Origin of the sequence: Devosia sp. CN2-171 (assembly GCF_049354815.1) — a bacterium.
Lineage (GTDB): Bacteria > Pseudomonadota > Alphaproteobacteria > Rhizobiales > Devosiaceae > Devosia_A.
Genome location: NZ_CP186479.1, coordinates 802,415 through 828,455, shown reverse-complemented (window position 1 = coordinate 828,455; position 26,041 = coordinate 802,415). Strand labels below are relative to the sequence as shown.

The following is a 26,041-nucleotide window of genomic DNA, read 5'->3' as shown; positions in this document are numbered from 1 at the left end:
GCGGATCAGACCAAATCCGATCCGCCTGGGCAACCCGGTCATTTCGGCGTCGCGAGGGCCTCGCGGGCAGCGTCCTTCAGGGACATGGCCTCGGTGTAGGCCTCGCCGAAGTCCGCCTCGGTGTAGAGCTGGCGCACTTCGAGCTCGACGTTTCCGTGCCCGTCCAGTTTCGGCCACTGCCTCACCCAGTCGAGCGCGGCCTCCAGTGACGGCGCCTCGATCAGCGTGTAGCCGGCGATCAGTTCTTTCGCCTCGGTGAACGGACCGTCAATCACCGTGGGGTTTCCGTCCCTGAACTTCACCCGGGCCCCATTGCGCGTCGGGTGCAGGCCGGCTCCACCGATGACGATGCCCGCCTTGGCGCCTTCGTCGTGGAAGGTGGTCATGTCCGCGATCAGCTGAGGGCTCGCCACCAGATCGGCGCTTGTTTCCGCCTCTGTCTCGGCGTCGGCCTTGCGGAAGATGATGAACTGCATGGTGTTCTCCCTCTCGTCAGTTGGTGATGGGCTTCTGGTTGGCGTCGCGCCAGGCCTGTTCCTTCGCGACCTCTTCGGCCGACACGACGTCGGCGAAATCGGCAGCTTCGAACACTCGGCGGAGCTCGATCGTTTCGCCTTCGTCCAACGGCACGCGCTTGACCCACTCGAGCGCCTCGTCCTGGGACTTGGCGGTGATGATCCAGAAGCCTGCGATCAACTCCTTGGTTTCCGCGAACGGGCCATCCTGGACGACATGCTTGCCACCCTTGAAGGTGACGCGCGCACCCTTGCTGGAGGGATGCAGTCCCTCCGCGGCGAGCAGCACGCCCGCATCGATCAGCTCTTCATTGAACTTGCCCATCGCCTCGAAGGCTTCGGGCTTGGGCATGACACCCGCTTCGCTGTCGGGGGTCGACTTGACGATGATCATGAAACGCATGGCCGTTCTCCTCGTGTGTCGCAGCAGTTGCGCTGCCTCAATGACACAACGAACGGACCAGCGCGGAATCGACACGGCGCCGAAAGATTCTTCGCGATCGTCAGTAGACCGTGGTCAGGACTTCGATTTCGCGCGCCGGACCGGGTTGCACCTGGAACTCGCGGTTGTAGACCTGCTCGCCGCGCTTGGCCAAGACGAGGTAGTCGCCCTCGGCGAGAACGGTCGAGGGGAAAGCGCCGATATTGGTGAACACCGTCTGCCCGTCGGCGGTTTTCACGGTCCAGTCGATATCGGCGATCGCTTCGCCACCCGCTTCGCTCACCAGCTTGAACGAGACCTGCGCCGCCTTGTGATAAAGCGTCGCGTCGGTGAGCTGGCCCGGTTCGACCCGCAGATCGGCGCGCACCACGGCGTTCACATCGCCGAAATACGAGATGATGTGATACGTGCCGCCGTTGAGCGTCACGATGTCGTTGGGGCTGAGGTTCTGCGCCACCAGCGTCCGGTCGGCCTCGTCGCCGGCGGTGTAGATATCGAAGCGGAGCAGGTTGATCGGGATCGGCACGTCGCCAGCCACCGCCGCACTGAGTCGCATGGCGCCGGCGTCCAGCACCAGTTCCTTGCTGTTGTCGCCCTCGGCGACCGTCAGCGTCTCGGTGGTCTGGGCCCGGCCATAGGCGACGTGGACGACATAGTTGCCCGGCGTCAGTTCGAGATGAGCGGTCGCGTCGTCGGATTTCTGCGCAAGGATCAGGTCGCCCTGCGAATCGGTCTTGGTCTCGAACACCCGCCAGGTGACGCCATCGGGCAGGTCACCGCTGTCTTCGGTGATCTTGGCGCTGAGGGTCACCGGCTGCGGCGTCGCGTTCACCGAAGCGACGGCAGCGGCCGCGGCGGCGGCCTGGGCCGCGGCCTTCATAGCCTCGGCGGGATCGATCTCGGGCTGCAGTGCAGCCTGGTCGTCCGGCGCAGCCTCTTCGGTCACGGCAGGGGCTGGCGCGGGAGCGGCAACGCCGGCCGGCATGCGGTCGGCACGACGGGGCAGGGGGATGGGGGGATCCTCGGCAGTCGCCGCCAGCGGAGCCAGCAGCGCCGCGAGTACGAACACGCCGATCCAGTGCTTCAGTCTCACCCGTCGTCCCCGCAACTGCGCCGGCTGGCGCGTCGGCCTAAAGTCGACGCGTGCCTACGCTTGGATTGGGGAAAAGCTGTGTCATAAGGTCCTCACTCTCGCAAGGACCAGACCATGCCCATCAACGCCGCACTGCGCGACTATCTCAAGACCCGCCGCTCGGTCGGCATCGGCTTCCTCAAGGATCCGGGTCCGACCCCGGAGGAGCTGCGGGAAATCCTCACGATCGGCACCCGCGTGCCTGACCACGGCAAGTTCGAGCCGTGGCGCCTGATCGTTATCGAGGGCGAGGCGCGCGAGAAGGCCGGCGAGAAGCTGGCCGAAATCATGAGGCGCCGCCGTCCCGATCTGGACGAAGCCGGTCTCGACATCGAGCGGCGCCAGTTCCTGCCGGCGCCCGTGACTGTGGGCGTGCTGCTCTCGCCCAAGCCGAACCCCAAGGCGCCTGAGATGGAGCAGTTGCTGTCGGCGGGCCTCGTCTGCTTCAACCTCTCGCATGCCGCCTTTGCGCTGGGGTTTGCCGCCAGCTGGACCAACCGCTGGTATGGGTTCGACCCCGAGGCGCAGACCATGCTTGGAGCGCGGGGTGGTGAGCGCTTCGTCGGTTTTGTCCATATCGGGACACCGACCACGGTGATCGAAGATCGCGACCGACCGAACCTCGATCGCATCGCCACCTGGTGGGGCGAGTAACGTTTTGTTAACCCGCGGCGGGCGATTGGTTAACCGAACGTTAGCAACGGACCCTTCGAGTCGATGGGCGTGAAGCCGATATCGGTGCCGCAGCCGCTCGCCTATGCCATCGACACGGCAGGGGCCAAGAGCGATGTCGACTTCGATTACCTGCTGCAGACGGCGATCCGCGAAAGCAGCCTGAATCCCGAGGCCAAGGCGCAGACTTCGAGCGCTACCGGACTGTTCCAGTTCCTCGACAGCACTTGGCTGCAGGTGATGAGGCAGGAGGGACCGCGCCTCGGTTACCAGCAGTACGCGGACGCCATCAGGGTCGACAAGGACGGCGACTATTACATAGCCGACAAAGCGCTGCGGGCGGACATTCTCGCACTGCGTGAGGATCCTCAGGTCTCTGCCGACTTGGCCGCGGCATTCACGCGTAGCAACGGGGAGTACCTGTTCGAGAAGTTCGGCCGCATGCCGAGCCCCGGAGAGCTGTACATCGCCCACTTCCTCGGCCCGCAGGGCGCCGAGAAGATGTTCAACGCCGGGCTGTCGGATCCGGATCAGATCGCGGCGGACCTGTTCCCCAAGCAGGCCAAGGCGAACCGGGCGATCTTCTACGAGAACGGCACGCCGCGGACGATCCGTGAGGTCTACCGGGCGCTGGTTGACAAGCACGACGGCCAGTTCGATCCGCTGTTCTCCGCTCAGCAGATGGCCTCGGACCCGACAGGCAAATGGCCCGCAGCGGCGACAATCCCGTCGCGGTTTTCGGCGGACGACATGTCGTTCACCTCGCTTTTCTCAAACGAGGGTGAAGTGCAGGGTAGGGTGCTCCTGAGTCCCGCCTCGGAAGCGCAGGGAGCGGCGCTGTTCACCCAACTCTATGGCCAGGGCAAGTAGCTGGCCTGGCTGAACAATTATGGTGAACCGGTTATTAAGCCTTCCCCGGTAGCGTCAGTCTCGACGCCTGCCGGAGAGCTTGATGGTTGCGTACCAGGATTTTGTCGCGCTGAGCCAGTCGCGTGACAGCGAGGAAAGGGGGCAGGCTGCCCACCTCGCGGCGATGGCCTATCTCAACCACTATGGCCCGGCCGACGAGCATGCTGCGCTCTATGCGGCGCTGATCGGCTTCCTCGACGATCCGTCCGTCCGAGTCCGCGGTGCGCTGGCCTATGGCCTGCTGCACGCGCTCGAAGCGCCGCGTCCAATCCTCCTCGCCTTGCTGCAGGATAGCGCGGTGATCTCTCGCGCGGTTGTGCAGTACTCGCCGGCCCTCGTCGATGCCGACATCATGGGCGTGATCCGCGACGGCGACGAGGCGATGCTGCTCGCCGTGGCGATGCGCGAGCGCCTTACGTCGCGCATCGTAGAGGCCTTGGTGGATCGCGGCGGGCGGCCGCTGATCCTCGCGCTTCTGTCCCGGACCGGCGTCCCGTTCACGGAAGCCATGCTCCGCCGCATCGCCGCCAACGAGGCCAGCGACGACGCTGAACTGCGCGGGCTGCTGCTCGACCGTGACGACCTCCCCGCCGATTCCAGGTTGATCCTGGTGCAGGCTGTCGCCGCCGCGTTACGCGCCACCCGTATCGTCAGCGGCGCGGTGGCGGCGCACCGGCTTGACCGGCTGCTGCGCGATGCAACCGACACGGCGCTGACCTCGATTGGCGAACAGGAGGCCGCCGCGGGCAGGGCGCCCTATGCAGCTACGCTAGTCGATTCAGAGCGGGTCTCCACACGTGTCATGCTGCACGCGATCGTGCAGGGGCACGTGCTGTTCTTCGCCGATTGCGTGGCGACGCTCTCCGAGGTCCCACGCCAGAAAGTGTTCACGCTGCTGGAGAGCGGCAGCCGGGCAGCGCTGAATGCGCTGTTCAGCCGTTGCGGGCTGTCCGCGCCGGTGCGCAACATGCTGGCGCGATTGATCTTCCATGCCCGTGCCGCTGATCTCGCCGACGATCTGGCGGCGCGCCATTTCGTCGTGACGGCGATGACGGAAGAACTGATCTTCGACCATCGCGGGACCATCCCTCCCGAGCTCGAAGAGGCCTTTGCCTATCTCAGCGAGCAGAATGTGATCCTCGCCCGCCGGGCCGCGCGCGGTGTCATGGCGGGATTTGCCGGCTCGACCGATGCCGAGATGGATCTGCCGCGGATCGCACAGGAAGACCGGCTGGCGCTGCCAGCGGCCTAGTACCTGAACTGCTCGCTGAGCACGCGTTCCTCGAGCCCGGTGCCGGGATCGAACAGCAGCGTGACCTTCTGCTTGCGATCCTCGCGTACCGTCACCTCGATTACCCGCTGGAACTCGACGTTGTCGGCCACGGCGCTGACCGGACGCTTGTCGGCTTCGCGCGTGACAAATTTGACCTCAGCGTGGTTATTGAGGATGGCGCCGCGCCAGCGCCGGGGACGGAACGGGGAGATCGGCGTGAGCGCGAGCAGCGGCGCATCGATCGGCAGGATCGGGCCGTGGGCCGAAAGGTTGTAGGCGGTCGAGCCGGCGGGCGTGGCCAGCAGCACACCATCGCAGATGAGTTCCTCGAGCCGGACGTGGCCATCGACGACGATCTGCACCTTCACCGCCTGGTAGGTCATGCGGAACAGCGACACTTCGTTGAGCGCCAGCGCGGTGCGCTCGGAGCCGTCGGCGAGCCGCACGTGCATCTGCAGGGGATAGATGTCGGTCGGGATGGCCGCCTCGAGTCGTGCCGCCAGGCCGTCGGCGGCGAACTCGTTCATGAGGAAGCCGACGCTGCCGAAGTTCATGCCGTAGACCGGGACCGACTTGCCCATCTTGCGGTGCAGCGTCTGCAGCATAAGGCCATCGCCGCCCAGCGCCACGACGACCCGGGCACTGTCGAAACCGCAGTCGCCGTAGCGCTCGCGCAGCATGTCCGCGGCGCGATCCGCCTCGGGCGTGCCGCTCGACACGAAGCTCACTCCCTCGATGCGCTCAGTCACTTGCCGCCCCTTTGCCGCCCGCGCGGTGAGCCCGCTGCCTAGCATGCGTGGGTGACGCGGGGAAGAACGGGTTGATCCAGCCCTTAGTCTCAACTACATGAGCCCCAACGAGTTTGAGGATAGAAATGCGCGCCGAAATCACCAAGGTCATCGCTGAAATCGAGCAGGTCATAAGCCTGCTGAGGAGGCATCTTTGACTGGGATACAGCCCAGGCACGACTAGACGACCTTAACGCCCGCACCGAGCACCCGGAGTTTTGGGCCGATCCGGAAAAGGCGCGCCCGATCATGCAGAAGCGCGACGAACTGGATAGCCAGATCGCGGCTGTTCGGGCGCTCGAAGCCTCGATCCGCGACAATTCCGAGCTCATCGAGATGGGGGAGGCCGAGAACGACGCCGAAATCGTCAAGGAAGCGGAACAGGCCCTGCAGGAAACCCTGAAGGACGCGCGCTCGGCCCAGGTCGAGACGCTGCTGTCCGGCGAAGCCGACGGCAACGACGCCTATCTCGAAATCCACTCGGGCGCCGGCGGTACCGAGAGCCAGGACTGGGCCAATATCCTCCTGCGCATGTACACGCGCTGGGCGGAGCGGCGGAAGTTCAAGATCGAAGTCATGGAAATGCATGACGGCGAAGAGGCCGGGATCAAGTCCGCGACCATCAAGGTGTCCGGTCACAATGCCTATGGCTGGTTGAAGACCGAGAGCGGCGTGCACCGCCTCGTCCGTATCTCGCCCTATGACAGCGCAGCGCGGCGGCACACCAGCTTTTCGAGCGCTTGGGTCTATCCGGTGGTCGACGACACCATCAACATCGAGATCAACGAGTCCGATCTCAAGGTGGACACCTACCGTTCGTCGGGCGCCGGCGGCCAGCACGTGAACACCACCGACTCGGCGATCCGCATCACCCACATTCCAAGTGGCGTGGTTGTGGCCTGTCAGCAGGAGCGCAGCCAGCACAAGAACCGTGCGACGGCGATGCAGATGCTGAAGGCGCGGCTCTACGAGATCGAGTTGCAGAAGCGCGAAGAGGCGGCGAACGCCGAGTCGGCCGCGAAGACCGATGTCGGCTGGGGTCACCAGATCCGCAGCTACGTGCTGCAGCCCTACCAGATGGTCAAGGACCTGCGCACCGGCCACGAGACGTCGAACACCGCCGCGGTGCTGGACGGCGATCTCGATGACTTCATGGAAGCGTCGCTGGCGGCCCGCGTCACCGGCTATGCCGACACGGTCGCGGACGTCGACTAAGGCCCTCACAAAGCGATCGGCCGGCAAGAACCCTCCGCCGGCCGACCCTAGAGGTCCCAAAAATCAGGATCGTTGGCGCCTAGTGCCACCTCGACGCCCAACGCATTGTTGCTAGCAACAATGCGTAACGTCCGCATGATGCATTCGCACTAACTCGTTCCACTATCCGGAATATGTGATCGATCAGCGCGGCGTGCCAACGGTGGCGACCGCCGCCGCATAGGTGATGCCGCCGCCGAAGGCGACAAGGCCGAGCCGGTCGCCCGGCTTGGTAGTCGGCAGTGCATCCATCAGCGCCAGCGGGATGGTCGACGAGCTGGTATTGCCGAAGGTGCGGATGATCGAGTGGGCTGGCCGTCCCGACCGGCGGGCGATGGCGTCGATGATCCGCTGGTTGGCCTGGTGCGGCACCATCAGGTCGATGTCATCCATGCTGATGCCTTCGGCCGCGCAGGCCGAGGTCAGCGTCGCGGTCATAGCGCGAACCGCATCGGTGAACACTTCACGGCCGTTCATGTGGATGTAGCCCTCGCCGGCGCGCGGCACGCTCAGCAACTCGCCGGATTCGGGGGAGCCGGCGATCGTCGGCTGGGCGAAAGTGAAAAGGGTCGGCTGCTCGTGGTCCGGTCCCTGGACCAGCGAGGCCGTCGCGGCATCGCCGAACAGCACTGCCGTGGTGAAATCGTTCTGGTCGAGCAGTGGTGACAGCACCTCGGAGGTGACCACGAGGACGCGCGCCGCCGGATTATTGGTAACGAAGTCGCGCGCCTGGGCGAGGGCATAGAGATAGCCCGAGCAGGCGGCGTTGATGTCGTAGGCCGGCAGGCTCACCCGGCCAACCTTGCTCACGGCATCGGCGACGCGGCAGGCCAGCGACGGGGTGATCACGTCGGGCGTGCCGGTCGCGGCGATGACGAGATCAATGTCGGTGATGGCGAGCTGCTGCTCGTCGAGCAGTTTCTGCGTCGCGGCGGTCGCCAGCGAGAACACCGTCTCCCCCGGCTGCACCCAGCGCCTGCTCTCGATTCCGGTGAGCTTGACAATATCGGCGGAGTCGCGCGTCTGCCAGTTGCCGCGCAGGTCGGAATTGTTGACCTTCCGGCCGCCGGTAACACCCGCAATGCCTGCAACGCCGACAGCCACCTTGGCGCGACCAATAGTGGCTGGCGCAGCAGCGGCAAGGGCACGGCGCTTAAGGATGGCCTTGTCGATACGTTCGGCGGTGACGGTTGCCTGCCGTGGCGCCGCACTGGCGTCGGCCTCGACGAACATCAGCGGCGCGCCCACGGCGACCTTGTCCTTGGGCGCGACTGGGATGGACAGGACCTTGCCGGTCACCGTCGCCTGCACGTCGACGGCAGCCTTCGTGGCCTCGACGACGGCGACAAGATCGCCGGTCTTGATCAGGTCGCCGGGCTTCACGAGGAGCTCGACGATCTCGACTTCATCGTCCGCCGGGCCGGAGCCGATCGCTGTGATGGCGGCGGGACCGGTATCGGCCTTCGGCGCTTCCCACTCGAGATCGAATTCGAGCAGCGCCGCCGCGGCTTCCATGATCCGGCGATAGGAGGGAAGGGTGTCGATCTGGCGTTCAAACTGGAACGGCACGTGGATGTCGTCGCGCGTCACGCGCTTGGCGAGGACTGGGATACCGGTCTTCTCCATCACCGTCGCCATGACTTCGGCGCCGAAGCCGGCGGTGTGATTGTCCTCATGGACGACGAGCAGGCGCTTGGTGCGGCGTACTGAGCGGAGCACCGCTTCCTCGTCCCACGGCGAGATCGAGCGCAGGTCGATGAGGTCGACCTCGGCGCCAGCGCCGGAGAGCGTCTCGGCGGCGAGCTGCGACTGGGCCAGCGGGTTGCCCCAGGTGACGAGCGTCAGGTCGTTGCCGGTGCGAACGGTGCGCGCGCGGCCGGGGAGCACGAAGTGCTTCGCGATATCTTCGGAGGTCCGACGGTCCGAGAGGTTCAGCGCGCTCTTGGGGTAGAGGAAAACCGTGGGCCGCTTGCTCTGGAATGCGGCGTTGAGCAGGCCCGCAGCATCACCGGCGCTCGAAGGCATGACAACATCGATGCCAGGGATGTGGGCCAGCACCGATTCCAGGGTTTGCGCGTGGAACGGGCCGAGGCCGGCCTTGTAACCGCCGCAGCTGACCATCAGGATCACCGGCGCCTGCCAGGCCCCGTCGGTACGCCAGTACATAGAGCCGAGTTCGGAGATGATCTGGTTGAAGGCGAGCGGCAGGAAATCGGCGAACTGCAGGAAAGCGACCGGACGCTCTCCGGTTAGGGCGCGCCCGATCGACGTGCCGACGATGGTCGATTCCGACAGCGGCGCATTGCGCACGCGGCCGGGGAAGGCCGTGGACAGGCCCTTGGTGACGCCGAACACGTCGCCCTTGGGATCCTCGATGTCCTGGCCGAGTAGCTGCACTTCGCGGTTGGCCGCCAGCTGCTCGCGCAGCACCCGGTTGAGCGCCTCGCGCATGGTGAGCGTCGCGGTTTGTGTGTCGCCGCGATACTCCTTGGCCTGCGCAAAACCGGTCGGGTAGGGGGCTTTCGCCGTGCCCGCCGTGGTGGGGGCACTCTCGCCGCGGGCTTCCGCAGCCGCCGCGGCGACCTCGCCGATGAGGCTGGTTTCGAGCTGCGTCAGCGCCGCCTCGCCCATCTGCGACTCGCGCAGCGACTGGCGGATGGCTTCGAGCGGGTCGCGGACCTTGCCAGCTTTCAGGTCGTCTGCGGTGCGGTAAAGCGCCTGGTCGTCGGCATTGGTGTGGTCGGAGAGCCGCTCCAGCTCCATCAGGACGATGGAGGGACCGCGCGTGGCGCGGGTGTGGGTGACCGCAGCCTCGAATACCGCCCGGGTCGAGCCGAGATCGACGCCATCGACGCGGCGGATCGGCAGGCCGAGGAAACTGTCGGCAGGGCCGCCGGGCAGGTCGAAGAAGGTCTGACCGGGAGTTTTGGTCGAGATGGCCCAGTTGTTGTTCTGGATGACGAACACCACCGGAGCCGCGGTGCGTACCGCCTCGCCCACCGCTTCGAGGAACTCGCCCTGCTGGGTCGTGCCGTCACCGACGCAGCAGATGACGACCGGTGCATCCGGATGGGATTTCACCGCCTGCGCATTACCGACGGCCTGCAGCGCGTTGTTGCCGACCGGGCCGACCATCGAGGCGACCTTGAGGCCGCGCGCCGAATAGTGGGCGCTCATCTGGCGGCCGCCGGAGTGTGATTGCGACGTCGCGAGCAGGCTCGAGAAGAACTCGCGCACCGGCATGCCGCGCGCCACCAGCAGCGCCTTGTCACGATAATGGAGGTGCAGCCAGTCCTCGGCGCCGAGATAGTCGGCGATCAGTGCGGACGACTCGTGGCCGGCGCCGGAGACATGGAAATGGGCGAGGCCCTGCTTGACGAGGTCTTGTTCGACGCGGTCGATCTCGCGGGCAAGAAACATCGCCCGGTGGAGCCGCAGCATCGTCGGAATGTCCGAAGTCATCAGCATTGCGGTGTGACCCTAGACCCGCAAATAACTAAAAACCAGAACAACTACGTGGCTTTGTGACAATGCATGGCTGATTTGCCACAGGGCGTTGCCGCGCTGCACCCTCAGGCGCCGAGGAACCGCGCAAGCCGTTTGCCGACCGCCAGGTACTTCGAGGGATCGACCGCAGCGTCGCCCAGCCGGACCTCGAAATGGAGGTGCGGCCCGGTCGAGCGGCCGGTGGAACCGACCCGGGCGATCGGCGTGCCGGTGTCGACGATCTGGCCCTCTTTGACGAGGAACGCGCTGAGATGCCCGTAGCGGGTGACGAGGCCGGTGCTGTGGGTGATCTCGACGAGATTGCCGTAGCCGGACTTCTCGCCCGCGAACGTCACCTTGCCATAGCCGGCGCTGAGCACCGCTGTGCCCTTGGGGGCGGGGAAATCGATGCCCGCATGGAAGGCACGGCCGCCGGTGAATGGGTCCTTGCGGTTGCCGAAGGTTGAACTCATCCGCGTAAGGGCATCCATCGGCTTGTGAATTGGCGCCAAATCGATGGCGCTGCGAGCCGCCTTGAAACGGGCGAGGGCCAGGTAGGCTTCGTTGGCGTCGTCGACGATGCCGCTCGAATCTAGCGCGTCCGTCGATGGCGGCAGGAGCGGGCCGCCGACACCCTCGTCGAGGTCGTCCGGCATCCTGGGTTTGATCCCGATTCCGCGCAGGGCGTCGAGGATGGTGTCGGTCGATTCAGTGGCAGATGCAGAGAGCGACGCGAGAGCCAGCCGGCTGTCGGTCATCATCTGGGTCATAGAGGAGCTGACCTCGGCGAGGTCGTCGGGCGTCGCGGCGGCAGGCGTCAGGGCGGCAGGCGTCACGGCGGCAATGGGCGCGTCGTCGCCAGCGGCAGGCGTCGCGGGCTCGAGGCCCATTTCGGCCGCCTTCTGCGCCAGCTGCTTCACCAGTTGGTGCTGCTCGAGCAGCACTTCCTGCTGCTGGGTAAGTTCCTGCAGCTGCAGGTTGATGTCGCCGGTCTGGGCGTATTGGCGGGAGTGCAGCCGATCGACCTCGACGCGCAACTGCGCGATCCGGTCCTCGTAGGCGGCGACGACCTGTTCGCTCTGCCCGTTGAGCAGGGCAGTGATGTCCGGCGCCATCAGGAAGCCGACGAGCGTCAGGACATTGGTCCCGAAGAGGAGGGTGAAGCTGAGATAGAAGAGCGAGGGGCGGATGCCGCCGCTGCGCTGCTTGGGCGCCTTCTTCGGGGGCGCGCCGAACACTTTGTGAACATTACCCTTGTGGGGACTCACAACTGCTACTCCGGACGCAACTCAACTGCGTCCGATCATGGTCCGTTAAGGTTAACAAACGCAAAAAGTGCCGGCTGGCTGGGCGTCAGCGGGTCCTGGCACTTCTTTTTGCCGGGGCGGCGCCGGCTTTCGCGACCAGTTCGCGGGTCGCGGCCAGCACCTTTTCGGCATGGCCCTTGATCCGCGTGGCGTGGAAGACGCCGGCGACATTGCCATCGGGGCCGACGAGGACGGTGACCCGCTTCACGCCCATGAACTCGGTGCCCCAAAGCTTCTTGAGCTGCCAGATGCCATAGGCCTCGATCGCCTTGCGCTCCGGATCGGCCGCGAGGGTGACGCCGAGATTGTATTTGTCGCGAAACGAGCAGTGCTTCTCGATGCTGTCGGGCGAGATGCCGACGACCCGCGCGCCAAGCTTGCGGAACTCCGGCATCTGGTCGGTGAACTCGATGTTCTCGAGCGTGCAGCCCTCAGTATCGTCCTGCGGGTAGAAGTAGAGGACAACCGGATGCCCGCGATGATCGGACAGGCGGAACGTCTCATATCTGTCGGTCGTCAGTGCAAAATCTGGTGCGAGCGTGCCCACAGCTGGTAGTGTCATGTTGTGGTCGCGCCAAAGTCACGGGAGCGCCAGAAAACAGCGCTGCCAAGGGGTGTTAGTGCCATATTGCAGCCGGTATCATCAGGCAGTGAACGCCTGCTCGGTTTGATTCTAGATTAGGGCGACAAACCGCGCAGCCTCAAGTCGGAAAACAGTGAAACCTACTCCAGCTCCTGGCACGCTCCGCAAGCGCTCGGCATGGCGCATTCTGGGTAGGATAGCGGCAGCGGCAGTTGCAGCGCCCGTGCTGTTGCTCGTCGTCATGTACGCTGTGCTCCTGGTCACCCCGATCCCTCTGCCCTTCGTCAACTCGCAGGTGCGCAACGCCGTGCTGGCCTCGATGCCCGAGGGCAGCCAGCTCGAACTCGGCGACATGGCGCTGGCGCTCGAAGGCTTCGTCTGGCCGGTGATCCGGTTCACGCCGGTGACCTTCACCGATTTGAAGACCGGCGGCACGGTCAGAATGGATGCGCTGGAGGTGGGCTTCTCACCTGTCCGCATGCTGGTCGGGCAGCCCGGCGCGACGGTGACGGTGGTCGGCCCGCACCTGCAGGTGAACCAGGACCTGTTCGGGCCGCGGCTGGCCAAATTCGAGTATGTCGACGCGCCGAACGGCGAGCGGACCGTCCGCGTGATCGAGGGCGAGAGCAAGTTCCCTGAGGTAAACCTTTCTTCGGGTGGCGTGGCAGTGACTGGAGACGTGCCGGATTCAAGCCTCGGCATTCGCTCGGATAATGACTGGCTGGTCTATAATCTCGAGGCCGCGGCCAAGGGCATCGCCGGCATCGTGCAGCAGGCCAAGCTCGGCAATTTCTCGCGCCTCGTGGTGCGCGAGGGCGCGCTCGACATGAACGACGCGCTATACGGCATCCTGCGCCACTTCACCAATATCGAACTCGACATTGCCCCGAGCCCGGACTCGAAGACGGCCTCCGGCCGGTTCTCGGCCGAGATCAGTGGGTCGGTGATGAACGGCATCATCGAATGGGTGGAAGACGACAGCGGCAATGCCCGCATGAAGATGTCGATCACCAACCTCGACCCGGGCGCCTTTGCGCCGTTCGTGGGCGAGCAGGAGCAGCCGATCGGTATCGTCGGCACTGCCTCGGTGTCGATCGACGTCGGCTTCACCCCGGAGAGCAAGATCACCGACGGGCTGTTCCACGTCGACCTGACCGGCATGGATGTGAAGGCAAGCGGGCAGTATTTCCCGATCGCGACGTCGATCGCCGAGGTGGTCTGGGACCCAGTGATCGGCCAGTTCACCATGGGGGAAACGCAGGTCAGCGTGGCCGGGAGCACGGGGTTCGTCAGCGGCGTGTTCAAGCTCGGCCTCGATCCGCTTTACGGCCCCATCGTGGGCATCAAGATCGCTGCGCGCGACGTGTCGATTCACAACGAACTGGGCGCGCCGGAGCAGCCGTTCAGCGAGGTCAACTTCCAGGGCTGGTCCGCACCGCTCTACGGCGCCACCGGCATCGACCAGTTCGAAGCCAGGAAGGCCGACGGCTCGGTTCTGGTTTCGACTGGCCGCATCGATATGGTCAAGCGCGGCACCGGCTTCGAGATGAATATCGCCGGTGACGGGCTGTCGGCGGACGATCTGAAGCGGCTATGGCCGGCGTTCCTCGCATCTGAGTCGCGCGACTGGTTCGTCAAGAACGTGGTGGGCGGGCGCATCAAGAAGTCGACGATGCGCTACTCGTTCCCGGTGGGCTCGCTCGGCCAGCCAGGCGAGAACAAGCCGATGCCCAAGAACGCCATGGCGATCGAAATCACCGGTACCGGCGTGCAGATCAAGGCGCTCGACACGATGGATCCGATCACCATCGAAGGCGAGATGAAGCTGAGCCTCCATGACAGCGACATTGAAATCTCGGGCGATGGCGCGACGATCCCGACGCCGAAGGGCAATATCTCGATTGCCAATGCCGGCTTCATCATCGGCTCCAACAGCGACACCGAGGCAGTTTACGAGATCTCGGGCGACCTCTCCGGGGGCATCCCGGCGCTCATCGCCTGGACCAAGGAGAACCAGCCGGACGCGCTGAAGCAGGGGGCGTTGCCGATCAATCTCGACGTGCTGGAAGGACAGGTGTCCCTGGGGCTGGTCGCGACCATTGTCACGGAGAAGGGGACCAACAAGCCCGTCAGCATGGACTATGCCATCAACGGCACGCTCCAGGACCTCGGGACAGCCTCTCCGATCGAGGGCCACTCGCTCGGCAAGGGGCAACTGGCGTTCCGGGTTACTCCGGCCGGGTTCAATGTTAGCGGCACCACCGAGCTCGATGGGGTGTCGACCGAGATTATGGCCAAGGGCACGCTCGATGCCAAGAAGCCCGATGTGGTGGTCACGGCCAAGGTCGATTCCGATGCCTTCAAGAAGTTCGGCGTCGATACGTCCGCCTTCCTGAACGGACCGCTGACCGTTGCCGCGAGGCCACTGACCGATGGTAGCGTGCAGCTTGTCGCCGACCTCGGGGCGGCCAGCCTCAATATCAAGGACCTCGGCATCAGCAAGGCGGCCGGGGTCGCGGGCAACGCTGAGGCGCAGATCAAGATGTCCGGCGACGTGGTGGACATCAGTTCGCTGACCGTGGGCTTTGCCGCCGTGAAGCTTGAAGGCAGTCTCGGCTACGACGTGAAGAAGGGCCTCCAGTCGGCCGAGTTCACCAACTTCGCTCTGAGCCCCGGCGACCAGGCGCAGATCTCGCTGACCCCGATCCGCAACGGCTACGAGATCAGGCTGCGCGGTGATCAGCTCGACCTGAAGCCGATGCTGCAGCGCTTCTTCAGCCTGACCGGGGATTCCACCGGCGGCCCGCAGGCGACGGCAATCGACCAGACCATCGCGGTTGATCTCGAACTGAAACGCGCGCTCGGCTTCTACAAGACCACGGCCTACAACGTGAATCTCGACCTCGTGCTGCGCGGCGCCGACCTGCAGAAGGTCAACCTGCAGGCCAATCTTGGTGGGGATCGCAATGTCTCGGTCACGACCAATCCGACGCCCGGCGGCAAGGTGATGTCGGTGGCCTTCAACGACCTGGGCACGTTGCTGCGGTTGATGAACGTCTATCCTAACATGGAAGGCGGGCAGGGCAGCCTTGTCGTCGAGACGATCAAGGATCAGAAGATCGACCAGGGCGTGTTCAACCTGAACAACTTCGCCTTCGTCAACGAGGGCAACGTCGCGCAGATTCTCGGCAATCACAACGAGTCGAAAGCCATGATCGCGCGCTCGAACAAGCTCGAGTTCAAGAGCGCCGAGGCCGACTTCATCCGCCGCAAGGATCGCGTCGAGATCACCGACGCAGTGCTGGCCGGGTCCACCGTCGGCGGTACGGCCCGCGGCTTCATCTACACCGACAACCGGCAGTTCGACCTGACCGGCACCTACGTGCCGCTGTTCGGGCTGAACAATGCCTTCGCCAAGCTGCTCGGGCCGCTGGCTGGCCGCGAGGGCGAGGGGCTCTACGGCGTAACCTTCGCGGTGAAGGGCCCACTCGACAATCCGCAGTTCAAGATCAACCCGATGTCGGCGCTCGTGCCTGGTGCCTTCCGGCGGATGTTCGAGTACCGTGCCAAGGAAATCCCGCGCGTCGAATAGGCTTGATTTCGGTCAAGACACGGCTTGGCGTTTGGGCATACCCTTCCCACATCTGGTGCGGAGGTATTTGAAATGTATGCACATATTCTCGTTGCGACGGATGGCTCGGAACTGGCCGGGCGTGCGCTGGACCACGCTCTGGGCCTGGCCAAGGATCTCGGCTCGCAGGTGACGATCGTCACTGTCACCGAACCGGCGGCCTTGGTTGGCGGTGGCTACGGCGCCGTGGCCGGCACCGCATTCGATCCGATCCCCGAACTGATCGAAGCGCAGGAAGAGGCGGCCAAAGGGCTGCTCGCCAAGGCCGTCGAGGTCGCGAAGGCGGCCGGCATCGACGCCAAGACCGCCTACGTGAACGACAGCTTTCCCGCCGAAGGCATCATCGGCACGGCCAATTCTGTTGGCGCCGACCTTATCGTCATGGGCTCGCACGGCCGCCGCGGTCTCGGCCGGCTGCTGCTCGGCAGCCAGACCAGCAACGTGCTCGCTCATACCAAGGTGCCGGTGCTGGTGACGCGCTGAGGTGCGAGGCGTGAAGCCGGTCCTTAGACCGGCTTCAGCAGTGCATGCTTCTTCTTGCCTACGGACAGCTTGATCACCCCTTCGGACAGCACCGCGGCGGTGCCAAGGGTGGCACGGTCGTCCGTCGTGATCTCGTCGTTGATCCGGACGGCGCCTGACTGGACGTGACGGCGGGCTTCGCCGTTCGACCCGGCGAGGCCGACGGCGACCAGCGCGTTCAGCAGCCCGAGCCCGGTGGCGAGATCGCCCTTGGGCACCTCGGTGGTCGGCAGTGACAGGTCGATCGCACCGACTTCGAACGTCGCCGAAGCCGTTGCGGCGGCCTTGTCGGCGGCTTCGCGGCCATGGACGATCGCCGTCACCTCGGTGGCGAGGATCTTCTTCGCCTCGTTGAGCTCCGAGCCGCCCAGCGCTTCGAGTTTGGCGATCTCGGCGAGCGGCAGGCGGGTGAAGATCTTCAGCCACTTGCCGACATCGGCGTCTTCGGTGTTCCGAAAATACTGCCAGAAGTCGTAGGGGCTGAAGAGGTCGCCGTTGAGCCAGACGGCGCCCGAGGCCGACTTGCCCATCTTCTCGCCGGACGCCTTGGTAAGCAGCGGCGTCGTCAGAGCGTAGAGCTGCGGACCGCCCATCTTGTGGCTGAGGTCGACGCCATTGATGATGTTGCCCCACTGGTCCGAGCCGCCCATCTGCAGCGTCGCGCCATACTCTTTGCTGAGCACGGTGAAGTCGTAGCCCTGCATGATCATGTAGTTGAACTCAAGGAAGGTCAGCGACTGCTCGCGCTCGAGCCGCATCTTCACCGAGTCGAAGCTCAGCATCCGGTTGACCGAGAAATAGCGGCCGACCTCGCGCAGGAACTCGACATAGTTCAGCTTCAGCAGCCAGTCGGCATTGTTCACCATGATTGCATCGGTCGGGCCGTCACCGTAACGCAGGATGCGGCTGTAGACCTTCTTGATACTCTCGATGTTCGAGTTGATCTTTTCGACGGTCAGCACCTGGCGCTCGGCTTCGCGACCAGTCGGATCGCCGACCATGGAGGTGCCACCGCCCATCAGGCTGATGGGGCGATGGCCGGTCTCCTGCAGCCAGTAGAGCAGGGTGACGGTGATCAGGTTGCCGATATGGATCGAGGTCGCCGTCGCGTCGTAACCGACATAGCCGGTGATGACCTCCTTCGACGCCTTGGCGTCGAGCCCCTCTGGATCGGAGATCTGGTGGATGAAGCCACGCTGATCGAGGACGTTGAGAAAATCGGACTTGTACTTGGCTGCCATCGGCTTGCCCCATGAATCGACCGGCTCGTCATGAGGGCGATTGCACCCTCATGAGGACCTCATCCCGAGCCTTCTGAAGGAAGAGGTCCGGGGCGTCTGGCTATCGCCCCTTGCCCGCCGCGATTTCCGCGCGGCGCCGGTCGAGATAGTCGGAGCAGCGCTCGGTCAGCTCTTCGATCTTGCCTTCGTAGAAGTGATTGGCACCTTCGACGATCTGCTGCTCGATGGTGATGCCCTTCTGCGTCTTAAGCTTGTCCACCAGCTTCTGGACCGAGGCAGGCGGGGCCACGCGGTCCTTGTCGCCATGGATGATCAGGCCCGAAGACGGGCAGGGGGCGAGGAACGAGAAGTCGTAGAGGTTTTCCGGCGGAGTCACCGAGATGAAGCCTTCGACCTCGGGACGGCGCATCAGCAGCTGCATGCCGATCCAGGCGCCGAACGAGAAGCCGCCGATCCAGCAGCCGCGCGATTCGCGGTTGAGGCTCTGCAGCCAGTCGAGCGCCGCCGCGGCGTCGCTGAGTTCGCCGATGCCGTGGTCGAACATGCCCTGCGAGCGGCCGACGCCGCGCGAATTGAAACGCAACACCGAAAATCCACGGTTCGCGAACATGTAGAACAGGTTGTAGACGATCTGGTTGTTCATCGTGCCGCCGAACTGCGGATGCGGATGAAGCACGATCGCGATAGGTGCGTTCGGATCCTTGCCCTGCTGGTAGCGCCCCTCGAGGCGTCCTTCGGGTCCGTTGAAGATCACTTCTGGCATTAGGTCGTTTCCTTGGCCTCGCCGACCTCTATGCGCTGGGCTCATGCCTCGCGCGCGGGCCGGTCTGTCGGCTTGACGAATGACGTGCCGCTGCCTAAAACATGGGCCGAAAACTCCAGTTTCGAATAGTTCTAAACTGAGTTTCCAAGGCGGCAGTTGGTGTTCCAACCGCTTCCGGTTGTTTGTGAGCGCTCCTTGTAGAGAAAGTGAGCGCCCGATTTCAAGATTTGTTTCGGGTGTCAGCACGCGCAGCCGCGTCTCAGCCGGTCATTCGAAGCAAAAAAGACCTGGGTTCAATGACGCGACAGTCGATCTATCTCGATCACAATGCGTCCGCGCCACTCCTGCCGGAGGCGCGCGAAGCGCTTGTGGCTGCGCTCGATCTGGTCGGGAACCCATCATCCGTTCATGCCCAGGGCCGGGCGCTTCGTGGCCTGATCGATAATGCGCGCGCCCAGGTGGCAAAGCTCGCCGGAGCCGAGCGCGACCAGGTGGTGTTCACCGGTTCGGCCACCGAAGCGATCACGCAGGCGATCGTCGGCGGCGCCAAGGCGTTTGGCGTGGACGCAATTGTCGTGTCTGCCGGCGACCACGCCGCGGTGCTCAAGGCGGCCGAGGCGACTGGGCTGCCGGTGAAGAAGGTGGGTCTTGATGCTGATGGCCTGATCAAAGTCGAGGAGATCGCCGCGGCGGTAGCGTCGGCCGACACGGTTGGCATGCGGCTGCTCGTGGCCGTGCACCTCGTCAACAATGAGACGGGCGTGATCCAGCCGGTCGACCGGATCGAGATGCTGGTCGGCCCGAGCCCGCACTACCTGTTCGTCGATGCCGTGCAGGCCTTCGGCAAGGTGGAACTGGAATTTGCCTCGCGCGCACCCGATATGATGGCGGTGAGCGGCCACAAAATCGGTGGTCCGGCCGGAATCGGCGCGTTGCTGATGAAGGGCCATGCCGATCAGGTGCGGCTCATCCCCGGCGGCGGGCAGGAGAGCGGCCGGCGCGGCGGCACGGAGAATACTGCAGTGATCGCCGGCTTCGGTGCTGCAGCGGAGGCGTTCCCGACGCGCTTCTACGATGCCAATACGACCGAGTTGGTGCATTTGGCTGAGGATGGGATGCGCGCCGTAGCGCCCGATCTCATCGTTTTCGGCGAGAAGGCCGACCGCATCGGCAATGTCTCGAATTTCGCCGTGCCGGGGATAAAGAACTCGGTCGCGATGATGGGGCTCGATCTCGCCGGACTCTCGGTGTCCTCGGGTTCCGCCTGCTCCTCCGGCAAGGTCGGCCCGAGCCATGTGCTCGATGCCATGGGCGTGCCGGCAGCGCTCGGCGAATGTGCAATGCGTGTGAGTTTCGGCTGGTCCTCTACCAAAGCGGACGTCGAGGCTTATCTCAAGGGTTTTAGCGAAGTCGTCGGGCGTCATCGCGCCCGCCACGGCGTCGCAGCATAGGAAGAAGACGATGGCCCGTTACGACATCCCGACTTTGAAGGAAGAGATCGAAGACGACACCGTAGAGAAGGTGCTCGCGCTCGATGTCGAGAAATACAAGTACGGGTTCGAAACCAAATTCGAAGTCGAACGCGCGCCAAAGGGGCTGAGCGAGGAGGTCATCCGCTTTATCTCGGCCAAGAAGGAAGAGCCCGAGTGGATGCTCGAGTGGCGGCTCGAGGCCTATAAGCGCTGGCTCACCATGGATGAGCCGAACTGGGCCAAGGTGCACTACCCAAAGATCGACTTCCAGGACATGTACTACTACGCGGCGCCAAAGAGCTCGAACCGGCCGAAGTCGCTGGCCGATGTCGATCCCGCGCTGCTCGAGATGTACGAGAAGCTGGGCGTGCCGCTGAAGGAGCGCGAGCTGCTGGCCGGCGTCGAGCAGCCGAGGGTAGCCGTGGACGCGGTGATCGACTCGGTGTCGGTCGCGACCACGTTCCGCGCCGAGCTGAACAAGATGGGCATCATCTTTTGCTCGATCTCGGAGGCGATCCGCGAGTACCCGGATCTCGTCAAGCAGTACCTCGGCTCGGTCGTTCCGGTGTCCGACAACTACTACGCGACGCTGAATTCGGCCGTCTTCACCGACGGTTCGTTCTGCTACATCCCCAAGGGCGTTCGCTGCCCGATGGAGCTCTCGACCTATTTCCGCATCAACGAGGCCAAGACCGGCCAGTTCGAGCGGACGCTCCTGATCGCCGACGAAGGCGCCTACGTCTCGTACCTCGAAGGCTGCACAGCCCCCGCCCGCAACGAGCACCAGCTGCATGCCGCGGTGGTCGAGCTGGTCGCCATGAAGGACGCCGAAATCAAGTACTCGACGGTCCAGAACTGGTTCCCGGGCGACAAGAACGGCAAGGGCGGCGTCTACAACTTCGTCACCAAGCGCGGCGACTGCCGCGGCGACAATTCCAAGATCAGCTGGACACAGGTCGAGACCGGCTCAGCCATCACCTGGAAGTACCCCAGCTGCATCCTCCGCGGCGACAACTCGTCGGGCGAGTTCTACTCGATCGCCATTTCGAACGGCTACCAGCAGGTCGATAGCGGCACCAAGATGATTCACCTGGGCAAGAACACCACGAGCCGGATCATCTCCAAGGGCATCGCGGCGGGCTTTTCCGACAACACCTATCGCGGCCAGGTCTCGGCCCACGCCAAGGCCAAGGGCGCCCGCAACTTCACCCAGTGCGACAGCCTGCTGATCGGCGACAAATGCGGTGCACATACGGTGCCGTACATCGAGAGCCGCAACGCCACTGCCGTATTCGAGCACGAAGCGACGACCAGCAAGATCTCGGACGACCAGATGTTCTACGCCATGCAGCGCGGCCTCTCGGAAGAGGAAGCGGTGGCGCTGATCGTCAACGGCTTCGTGCGCGACGTGCTGCAGCACCTGCCGATGGAGTTTATGGTCGAGACGCAGAAACTGATCTCGATCTCGCTCGAAGGCAGCGTTGGCTGATCGGTATGGTCCCAGGTCGCAACATGGACGGGTGCGATGGCTAGCCGCTTCTGGTTCGCACGACGATTCCCGGTCGGGCATCCGAGGAACGCGATGTCGCCTGTCTCGGCCGAGGGGCATGCCGTCGTGCGCGACTTCATCGTGTGGATGGCAGGCGGTGCGATCGCGGCCGTGATTCTGCTGATCGTCGGCTTCACCGTGCTGCCGTTCGGCTGGGTACTGGCGCTTATCGCCTTCGTCGGCTGTGCGGCATACGGCGCGTGGAAGTTCATCGCGGCGGCTCAGAGCCACGGCGACCACCAGCACACCGTCGAAGATTACGAATCGGGCCGGGTGCAGAACACCTGACGCCCCAAGAAACTGGCTCCGCCCGCGACCTTGAACCGCGGTGCGAAGAATGGAGAAGACAATGACGACCCCAATGCTCGAAATCCGCAACCTGCATGTCCGCATCGAGGAGCGCGAAATCCTCAAGGGCGTGAACCTCGTGGTGCCGCGCGGCGAAGTGCACGCCATCATGGGCCGCAACGGTTCGGGCAAATCGACGCTGAGCTATGTGCTCGCCGGCAAGGAAGACTACGAGATCACCGAGGGCGAAGTGCTGCTCGACGGCGAGAACATCCTCGAGATGGAGCCGAACGAGCGCGCCGTGGCCGGCCTGTTCCTTGCCTTCCAGTACCCGATCGAAATCCCCGGCGTCGCCACCATGACCTTCCTCAAGGCGGCACTGAACGCCCAGCGCAAGGCGCGCGGCGAAGGTGAGATCTCGACCCCGGACTTCATGAAGGCGGTCAAGGAAGCCGGCGCGACGTTGCATATCGACAGCGACATGCTGAAGCGCGCGCTGAACGTGGGCTTCTCCGGCGGCGAGAAGAAGCGCGCCGAGATCCTGCAGATGGCGCTGCTGAAGCCCAAGATGTGTATCCTCGACGAGACCGATTCCGGCCTCGACATCGATGCGCTGCAGGTGGTGTCGAAGGGCGTCAACGCGCTGCGCGACGGCACCCGCTCGATGCTGGTCATCACCCACTACCAGCGGCTGCTGAACCACATCGTGCCCGACGTCGTGCACGTGTTCTCGGACGGCAAGGTCGTCGAGAGCGGCGGCAAGGAGCTGGCGCTCGAACTCGAAGCCAAGGGCTATGCCGATTTCGACGGGGAGAAGGCGGCGTGAGCATCCACGTTCCCGTACGTCTCGGCCCCGCCGAAACGACGCTCATCGAGCAGCTGACGGCGGCTGGCGCCATGGATGAGGCCGAGCGCCTCGGCGGTTCTGGCCTGCCGACCCGCCGTGTCGAGGCCTATCACTACACCGACCTGAAGCAGCTGCTGCGCTCGGTTCCCGAGCTGGCCGGTGCTGCGGAGGCTGCCAGCGCCCCGGCGTTGCGCGTCGCCGGCGCCTACCAGCTGATGATCGCCAATGGCGTCGTCCAGGATACGGGCACGGCTCCGGCCGGGGTCATCGTCGGCAAGACCGAGGGCGGCGTGCTGACGACGCGTGACGACGTGGTGACACGTCTCAATAACGCGCTGGTCAAACAAGCTCTGACCCTCGATCTCGACGGTTCGGTCGATCCGGTGATCCAGATCGACCGCCGCACCGAGGGCGCCGCCGGTCATTCGGCCAGCGCCGCCAAGATCTACGTCGGCGACGACAGCAGCGTGGTGATCCTCGAGACCTATTCGGGCTCCGAGGAAGGGCATCTCGGTAATCACGCGACCTACCTCGCGATCGGCAAGAACGCCAGGGTGACCCACATCACGGTCAACCTGGCCGCCGCCAAGGCCACGCACTTTGCCTCGAACGAGTACCATCTCGCAGAGGGTGCGCAGCTGCGTACGCTGGTGATCAATGCCGGCGCCGCGCTGAGCCGCACGCAGCTGTTCCCGCGCTACGAAGGCTCGGGCGCCCACGCCGATGTGACGGGCCTCAACCTCGTTGGTGACGGCCAGCACACCGATATCACCATGGACGCACTGCACGCCGTGCCGAACACGTCGAGCAAGCCGCTGTTCAAGTCGATCGCCCGTGGCCGCTCGAAGGCCGTAGTGCAGGGCCGGCTTGTGGTGGCGCGCGACGCGCAGAAGACCGACGCCAAGCTGATGAGCCAGGGCCTGATGCTCTCCGACGAGGCAGAAATCCTCGTGAAGCCCGAGCTCGAGATCTATGCCGACGACGTCGTCTGCGGCCACGGCTCGACCTGCGGCCAGCTCGACGAGGACTCGATGTTCTACCTGCTCAGCCGCGGCATCCCGAAGGCCGAGGCCGAGACGATGCTGGTCCGGGCGTTCCTCGCCGAACTGATCGACCCCATCGAGGACGAAGCGCTCAATGAGGCGCTGACCGCGGTGGTCGAGGACTGGCTGGCGCGGGGCTGATCCCGCGCCGCCCCAAACGGTAGACACGATGACCTTCGACCTCTCCAAAGTCCGTGCTGATTTCCCGATCCTCGAGGAGAAGATCCACGGGCATCGGCTGGTCTACCTCGATAGTGGCGCATCGGCGCAAAAGCCGAACGCGGTGCTCGACAAGATGGATTGGGCGCATCGGCACGCCTATGCCAACGTCCACCGCGGCCTCCACACGCTGGCGAACCGCGCCACAGAGGCCTACGAGGACGGCCGCAAGGCGGTGAAGCGCTTCCTCAACGCGGCGCGGGAGGAAGAGATCATCTTCGCCCGCTCGGCCACCGAAGCGATCAACCTCGTGGCGTCGTCCTTCCTCGGCCCGCGGATCGGGGAGGGCGACGAGATCGTGCTCTCGATCATGGAGCATCACTCCAACGTCGTGCCCTGGCACTTCCACCGCGAGCGCAAGGGCGCCGTGCTGAAATGGGTCGATGTCGGCGACGATGGCAGCTTCTCGCTCGATGCGTTCGAGCAGGCCCTGTCGCCCAAGACCAAGATGGTCGCCATCACCCACATGTCGAACGTGCTGGGCACGGTGACGCCGATCAAGCAGATCGTCGAGATCGCCCATGCGCGCGGCATTCCCGTGCTGGTCGACGGCAGCCAGGGCGCTGTACACCGGAAGGTGGACGTGCAGGACCTCGGCGCCGATTTCTACGTCTTCACCGGCCACAAGCTCTACGGCCCGACCGGCATTGGCGTGCTCTACGGCAAATACGAGCTCCTCGCCGACATGCAGCCTTACCAGGGGGGCGGCGAGATGATCGATGTCGTGACGATGGATACCGTCACCTACAACGAGCCACCGCACCGCTTCGAGGCGGGCACGCCGCCAATCGTCCAAGCGATCGGCCTCGGGGCGGCGATCGAATATGTCGAGGGTATCGGGCATGCCGACGCCGAGGCTCACGAAGCCGAGATGACAGCCTACGCTCTGGAGCGACTCGGCCGGATCAACTCGCTGCGCCTCATCGGCACGGCGCCGGGCAAGGGCGGTATCTTCTCGTTCGAGCTCAAGGGCGCGCATGCCCATGACGTTTCGACCATCCTCGATCGCTACGGCATCGCCGTGCGGGCGGGGACGCATTGCGCTATGCCGCTGCTGAAACGCTTTGGCGTCACCTCTACCTGCCGGGCCTCCTTCGGCCTATATACCGGAAAAGACGATATCGACGCCCTCGTCGAGGGCATCGAAAAAGCTCGAAGCTTCTTCGGGTAAGGAACTGATATGACGGACGAAGCCAAAGAACTGGCCCCTGCGGTCGAAATGCCCGAGCCCAACGCCGGCGATGCGCCCCGCATCACACCCAACGTTGCCGGCTCGCTGCCGGCCGACGAGGTGGAGCGGATCACCCGCGACCTGATCGGGGCGCTGAAGACCGTCTACGATCCGGAGATCCCGGTCGACATCTATGAGCTCGGCCTCATCTACAAGGTCGACCTCGACGATGACCGCAACCTTGCCATCGACATGACGCTGACCGCCCCGGGCTGCCCCGTGGCTGGCGAGATGCCGGGCTGGGTAGAAAACGCCGCCATGGGTGTCGAAGGCATCCAGAACGTCACCGTCAACATGGTCTACGATCCGCCGTGGGACGCTTCGCGCATGAGCGAAGAGGCCCAGGTCGCGCTGAACTGGTGGTAAGTTCGAAGCGTTAGGTCTATATATCGTCTTGTTACGATGAAGGTCCGAATCCGATGCCCCTGAAGATCATGAGCCTCACCGATGCCGCCGCCGAGCGCATCAACGAGATCATCGAAGACAGCGACAAGCCGGTCGTCGGCGTGCGCGTCGGCATCAAGAATGCCGGCTGTGCGGGGCAGGCCTATACGCTCGACTATGTGGGCGAGGCGATTGCCGGCGACGACCATGTCGAGGACAAGGGCGTCCACGTTTATGTCGAGCCCAAGGCGACGCTGTTCCTTTTGGGCACGGTGATGGATTTCGAGGAAGATATCCTCAAATCCGGCTTCACCTTCAAGAACCCGAACCAGACTGGCGAATGCGGCTGCGGCGAAAGCGTGCAGCTGAAGCCCGCGGACCTGAAGGCGCTGGCGGACGCGCGGTCGGCCGAGCACGCCTGAAGCTGGCAATTGGTGGGTGTTGCATCGCCGTAGCGATTTCCGCTACACCCATCGGGCTGCTTCAACCT

Annotated in this window: 23 protein-coding genes; 14 read left to right on the top strand and 9 right to left on the bottom strand. The window is 64.5% G+C overall.

Annotated features, from left to right (window positions below):
• Nucleotides 1–38: 38 nt before the first annotated feature.
• The 3 genes from ACOYW5_RS04190 to ACOYW5_RS04180 form a co-directional block, all read right to left on the bottom strand.
• Nucleotides 39–476, bottom strand: coding sequence for a YciI family protein (locus ACOYW5_RS04190; RefSeq protein ID WP_423068001.1), 438 nt, complete (start codon nucleotides 474–476; stop codon nucleotides 39–41).
• A 16-nt stretch (nucleotides 477–492) separates the two neighbouring features.
• Nucleotides 493–918: a YciI family protein gene (locus tag ACOYW5_RS04185; RefSeq protein WP_423068000.1), complete on the bottom strand. Its 426-nt coding sequence runs from the start codon at nucleotides 916–918 to the stop codon at nucleotides 493–495.
• A gap of 100 nt (nucleotides 919–1,018) precedes the next feature.
• On the bottom strand, nucleotides 1,019–2,050 hold the full coding sequence (locus ACOYW5_RS04180; protein WP_423067999.1) for a hypothetical protein: 1,032 nt from the start codon (nucleotides 2,048–2,050) through the stop codon (nucleotides 1,019–1,021).
• A gap of 114 nt (nucleotides 2,051–2,164) precedes the next feature.
• On the opposite strand from ACOYW5_RS04180, the gene ACOYW5_RS04175 reads away from it, so the two are divergent.
• From ACOYW5_RS04175 to ACOYW5_RS04165, 3 genes are all read left to right on the top strand, one after another.
• Entirely contained in the window at nucleotides 2,165–2,743 is a 579-nt protein-coding gene (locus tag ACOYW5_RS04175) for a nitroreductase family protein (RefSeq protein WP_423067998.1), read from the top strand.
• A gap of 69 nt (nucleotides 2,744–2,812) precedes the next feature.
• The gene (locus ACOYW5_RS04170) at nucleotides 2,813–3,631 is read left to right on the top strand and encodes a transglycosylase SLT domain-containing protein (RefSeq protein ID WP_423067997.1); all 819 of its coding nucleotides are present in this window, start codon (nucleotides 2,813–2,815) and stop codon (nucleotides 3,629–3,631) included.
• 82 nt (nucleotides 3,632–3,713) lie between these two features.
• Nucleotides 3,714–4,922: a DUF2336 domain-containing protein gene (locus ACOYW5_RS04165; RefSeq protein ID WP_423067996.1), complete on the top strand. Its 1,209-nt coding sequence runs from the start codon at nucleotides 3,714–3,716 to the stop codon at nucleotides 4,920–4,922.
• On the opposite strand, the gene ACOYW5_RS04160 is transcribed toward ACOYW5_RS04165, so the two are convergent.
• A complete protein-coding gene (locus ACOYW5_RS04160; RefSeq protein WP_423067995.1) occupies nucleotides 4,919–5,692 on the bottom strand; it encodes an NAD kinase in 774 nt (257 codons plus the stop codon). The genes ACOYW5_RS04165 and ACOYW5_RS04160 overlap by 4 nt on opposite strands.
• 125 nt (nucleotides 5,693–5,817) lie before the next feature.
• On the opposite strand from ACOYW5_RS04160, the gene prfB reads away from it, so the two are divergent.
• Nucleotides 5,818–6,946 (top strand): peptide chain release factor 2 gene (gene prfB / locus ACOYW5_RS04155; RefSeq protein ID WP_423067994.1). Its coding sequence is split into 2 segments (ribosomal slippage): nucleotides 5,818–5,886 and nucleotides 5,888–6,946, totalling 1,128 coding nucleotides; the frame shifts between segments, so codons are not numbered across the junction.
• Nucleotides 6,947–7,129: 183 nt separating this feature from the next.
• Here the strand turns inward: prfB and ACOYW5_RS04150 are convergent.
• The 3 genes from ACOYW5_RS04150 to ACOYW5_RS04140 form a co-directional block, all read right to left on the bottom strand.
• Complete coding sequence (locus ACOYW5_RS04150) at nucleotides 7,130–10,447, bottom strand: beta-ketoacyl-ACP synthase 3 (RefSeq protein ID WP_423067993.1); 3,318 nt, start codon at nucleotides 10,445–10,447, stop codon at nucleotides 7,130–7,132.
• 110 nt (nucleotides 10,448–10,557) lie between these two features.
• Complete coding sequence (locus tag ACOYW5_RS04145; RefSeq protein ID WP_423067992.1) at nucleotides 10,558–11,709, bottom strand: M23 family metallopeptidase; 1,152 nt, start codon at nucleotides 11,707–11,709, stop codon at nucleotides 10,558–10,560.
• 115 nt (nucleotides 11,710–11,824) lie between these two features.
• Nucleotides 11,825–12,340, bottom strand: coding sequence for a peroxiredoxin (locus ACOYW5_RS04140; protein WP_423067991.1), 516 nt, complete (start codon nucleotides 12,338–12,340; stop codon nucleotides 11,825–11,827).
• A 262-nt stretch (nucleotides 12,341–12,602) separates the two neighbouring features.
• Here ACOYW5_RS04140 and ACOYW5_RS04135 point away from each other — a divergent pair, with 262 nt between their 5' ends.
• Together ACOYW5_RS04135 and ACOYW5_RS04130 are read left to right on the top strand one after the other, a co-directional pair.
• The gene (locus tag ACOYW5_RS04135; protein WP_423067990.1) at nucleotides 12,603–15,953 is read left to right on the top strand and encodes an AsmA-like C-terminal region-containing protein; all 3,351 of its coding nucleotides are present in this window, start codon (nucleotides 12,603–12,605) and stop codon (nucleotides 15,951–15,953) included.
• 72 nt (nucleotides 15,954–16,025) lie between these two features.
• The gene (locus ACOYW5_RS04130; protein ID WP_423067989.1) at nucleotides 16,026–16,475 is read left to right on the top strand and encodes a universal stress protein; all 450 of its coding nucleotides are present in this window, start codon (nucleotides 16,026–16,028) and stop codon (nucleotides 16,473–16,475) included.
• 23 nt (nucleotides 16,476–16,498) lie between these two features.
• Here ACOYW5_RS04130 and tyrS read toward each other — a convergent pair whose 3' ends face one another.
• Both tyrS and ACOYW5_RS04120 read right to left on the bottom strand, forming a co-directional pair.
• Nucleotides 16,499–17,755, bottom strand: coding sequence for a tyrosine--tRNA ligase (tyrS, locus tag ACOYW5_RS04125; protein WP_423067988.1), 1,257 nt, complete (start codon nucleotides 17,753–17,755; stop codon nucleotides 16,499–16,501).
• 100 nt (nucleotides 17,756–17,855) lie between these two features.
• Nucleotides 17,856–18,518 carry an alpha/beta hydrolase gene (locus ACOYW5_RS04120; protein ID WP_423067987.1) on the bottom strand — a complete coding sequence of 221 codons (663 nt, stop codon included), beginning with the start codon at nucleotides 18,516–18,518 and terminating at the stop codon, nucleotides 17,856–17,858.
• A 296-nt stretch (nucleotides 18,519–18,814) separates the two neighbouring features.
• Between ACOYW5_RS04120 and ACOYW5_RS04115 the strand changes: the two genes are divergently transcribed.
• The 8 genes from ACOYW5_RS04115 to ACOYW5_RS04080 all read left to right on the top strand — a co-directional run bounded on the left by ACOYW5_RS04115 (nucleotide 18,815) and on the right by ACOYW5_RS04080 (nucleotide 25,973).
• Complete coding sequence (locus ACOYW5_RS04115) at nucleotides 18,815–19,969, top strand: cysteine desulfurase family protein (RefSeq protein ID WP_423067986.1); 1,155 nt, start codon at nucleotides 18,815–18,817, stop codon at nucleotides 19,967–19,969.
• Between the two features lie 10 nt (nucleotides 19,970–19,979).
• Nucleotides 19,980–21,479, top strand: a complete 1,500-nt coding sequence (gene sufB / locus ACOYW5_RS04110) for a Fe-S cluster assembly protein SufB (protein ID WP_423067985.1) — start codon at nucleotides 19,980–19,982, stop codon at nucleotides 21,477–21,479.
• 93 nt (nucleotides 21,480–21,572) lie between these two features.
• The gene (locus ACOYW5_RS04105) at nucleotides 21,573–21,827 is read left to right on the top strand and encodes a hypothetical protein (protein ID WP_423067984.1); all 255 of its coding nucleotides are present in this window, start codon (nucleotides 21,573–21,575) and stop codon (nucleotides 21,825–21,827) included.
• Nucleotides 21,828–21,900: 73 nt separating this feature from the next.
• The gene (sufC, locus tag ACOYW5_RS04100; RefSeq protein WP_423069402.1) at nucleotides 21,901–22,653 is read left to right on the top strand and encodes a Fe-S cluster assembly ATPase SufC; all 753 of its coding nucleotides are present in this window, start codon (nucleotides 21,901–21,903) and stop codon (nucleotides 22,651–22,653) included.
• Nucleotides 22,650–23,858: a Fe-S cluster assembly protein SufD gene (gene sufD / locus ACOYW5_RS04095; RefSeq protein WP_423067983.1), complete on the top strand. Its 1,209-nt coding sequence runs from the start codon at nucleotides 22,650–22,652 to the stop codon at nucleotides 23,856–23,858. The genes sufC and sufD overlap by 4 nt, the downstream gene beginning before the upstream one ends.
• 28 nt (nucleotides 23,859–23,886) lie before the next feature.
• Nucleotides 23,887–25,107, top strand: coding sequence for a cysteine desulfurase (locus ACOYW5_RS04090; protein WP_423067982.1), 1,221 nt, complete (start codon nucleotides 23,887–23,889; stop codon nucleotides 25,105–25,107).
• Nucleotides 25,108–25,116: 9 nt separating this feature from the next.
• Nucleotides 25,117–25,533 carry an SUF system Fe-S cluster assembly protein gene (locus tag ACOYW5_RS04085; protein WP_423067981.1) on the top strand — a complete coding sequence of 139 codons (417 nt, stop codon included), beginning with the start codon at nucleotides 25,117–25,119 and terminating at the stop codon, nucleotides 25,531–25,533.
• A 53-nt stretch (nucleotides 25,534–25,586) separates the two neighbouring features.
• Entirely contained in the window at nucleotides 25,587–25,973 is a 387-nt protein-coding gene (locus ACOYW5_RS04080; protein WP_423067980.1) for a HesB/IscA family protein, read from the top strand.
• Nucleotides 25,974–26,041: the final 68 nt, after the last annotated feature.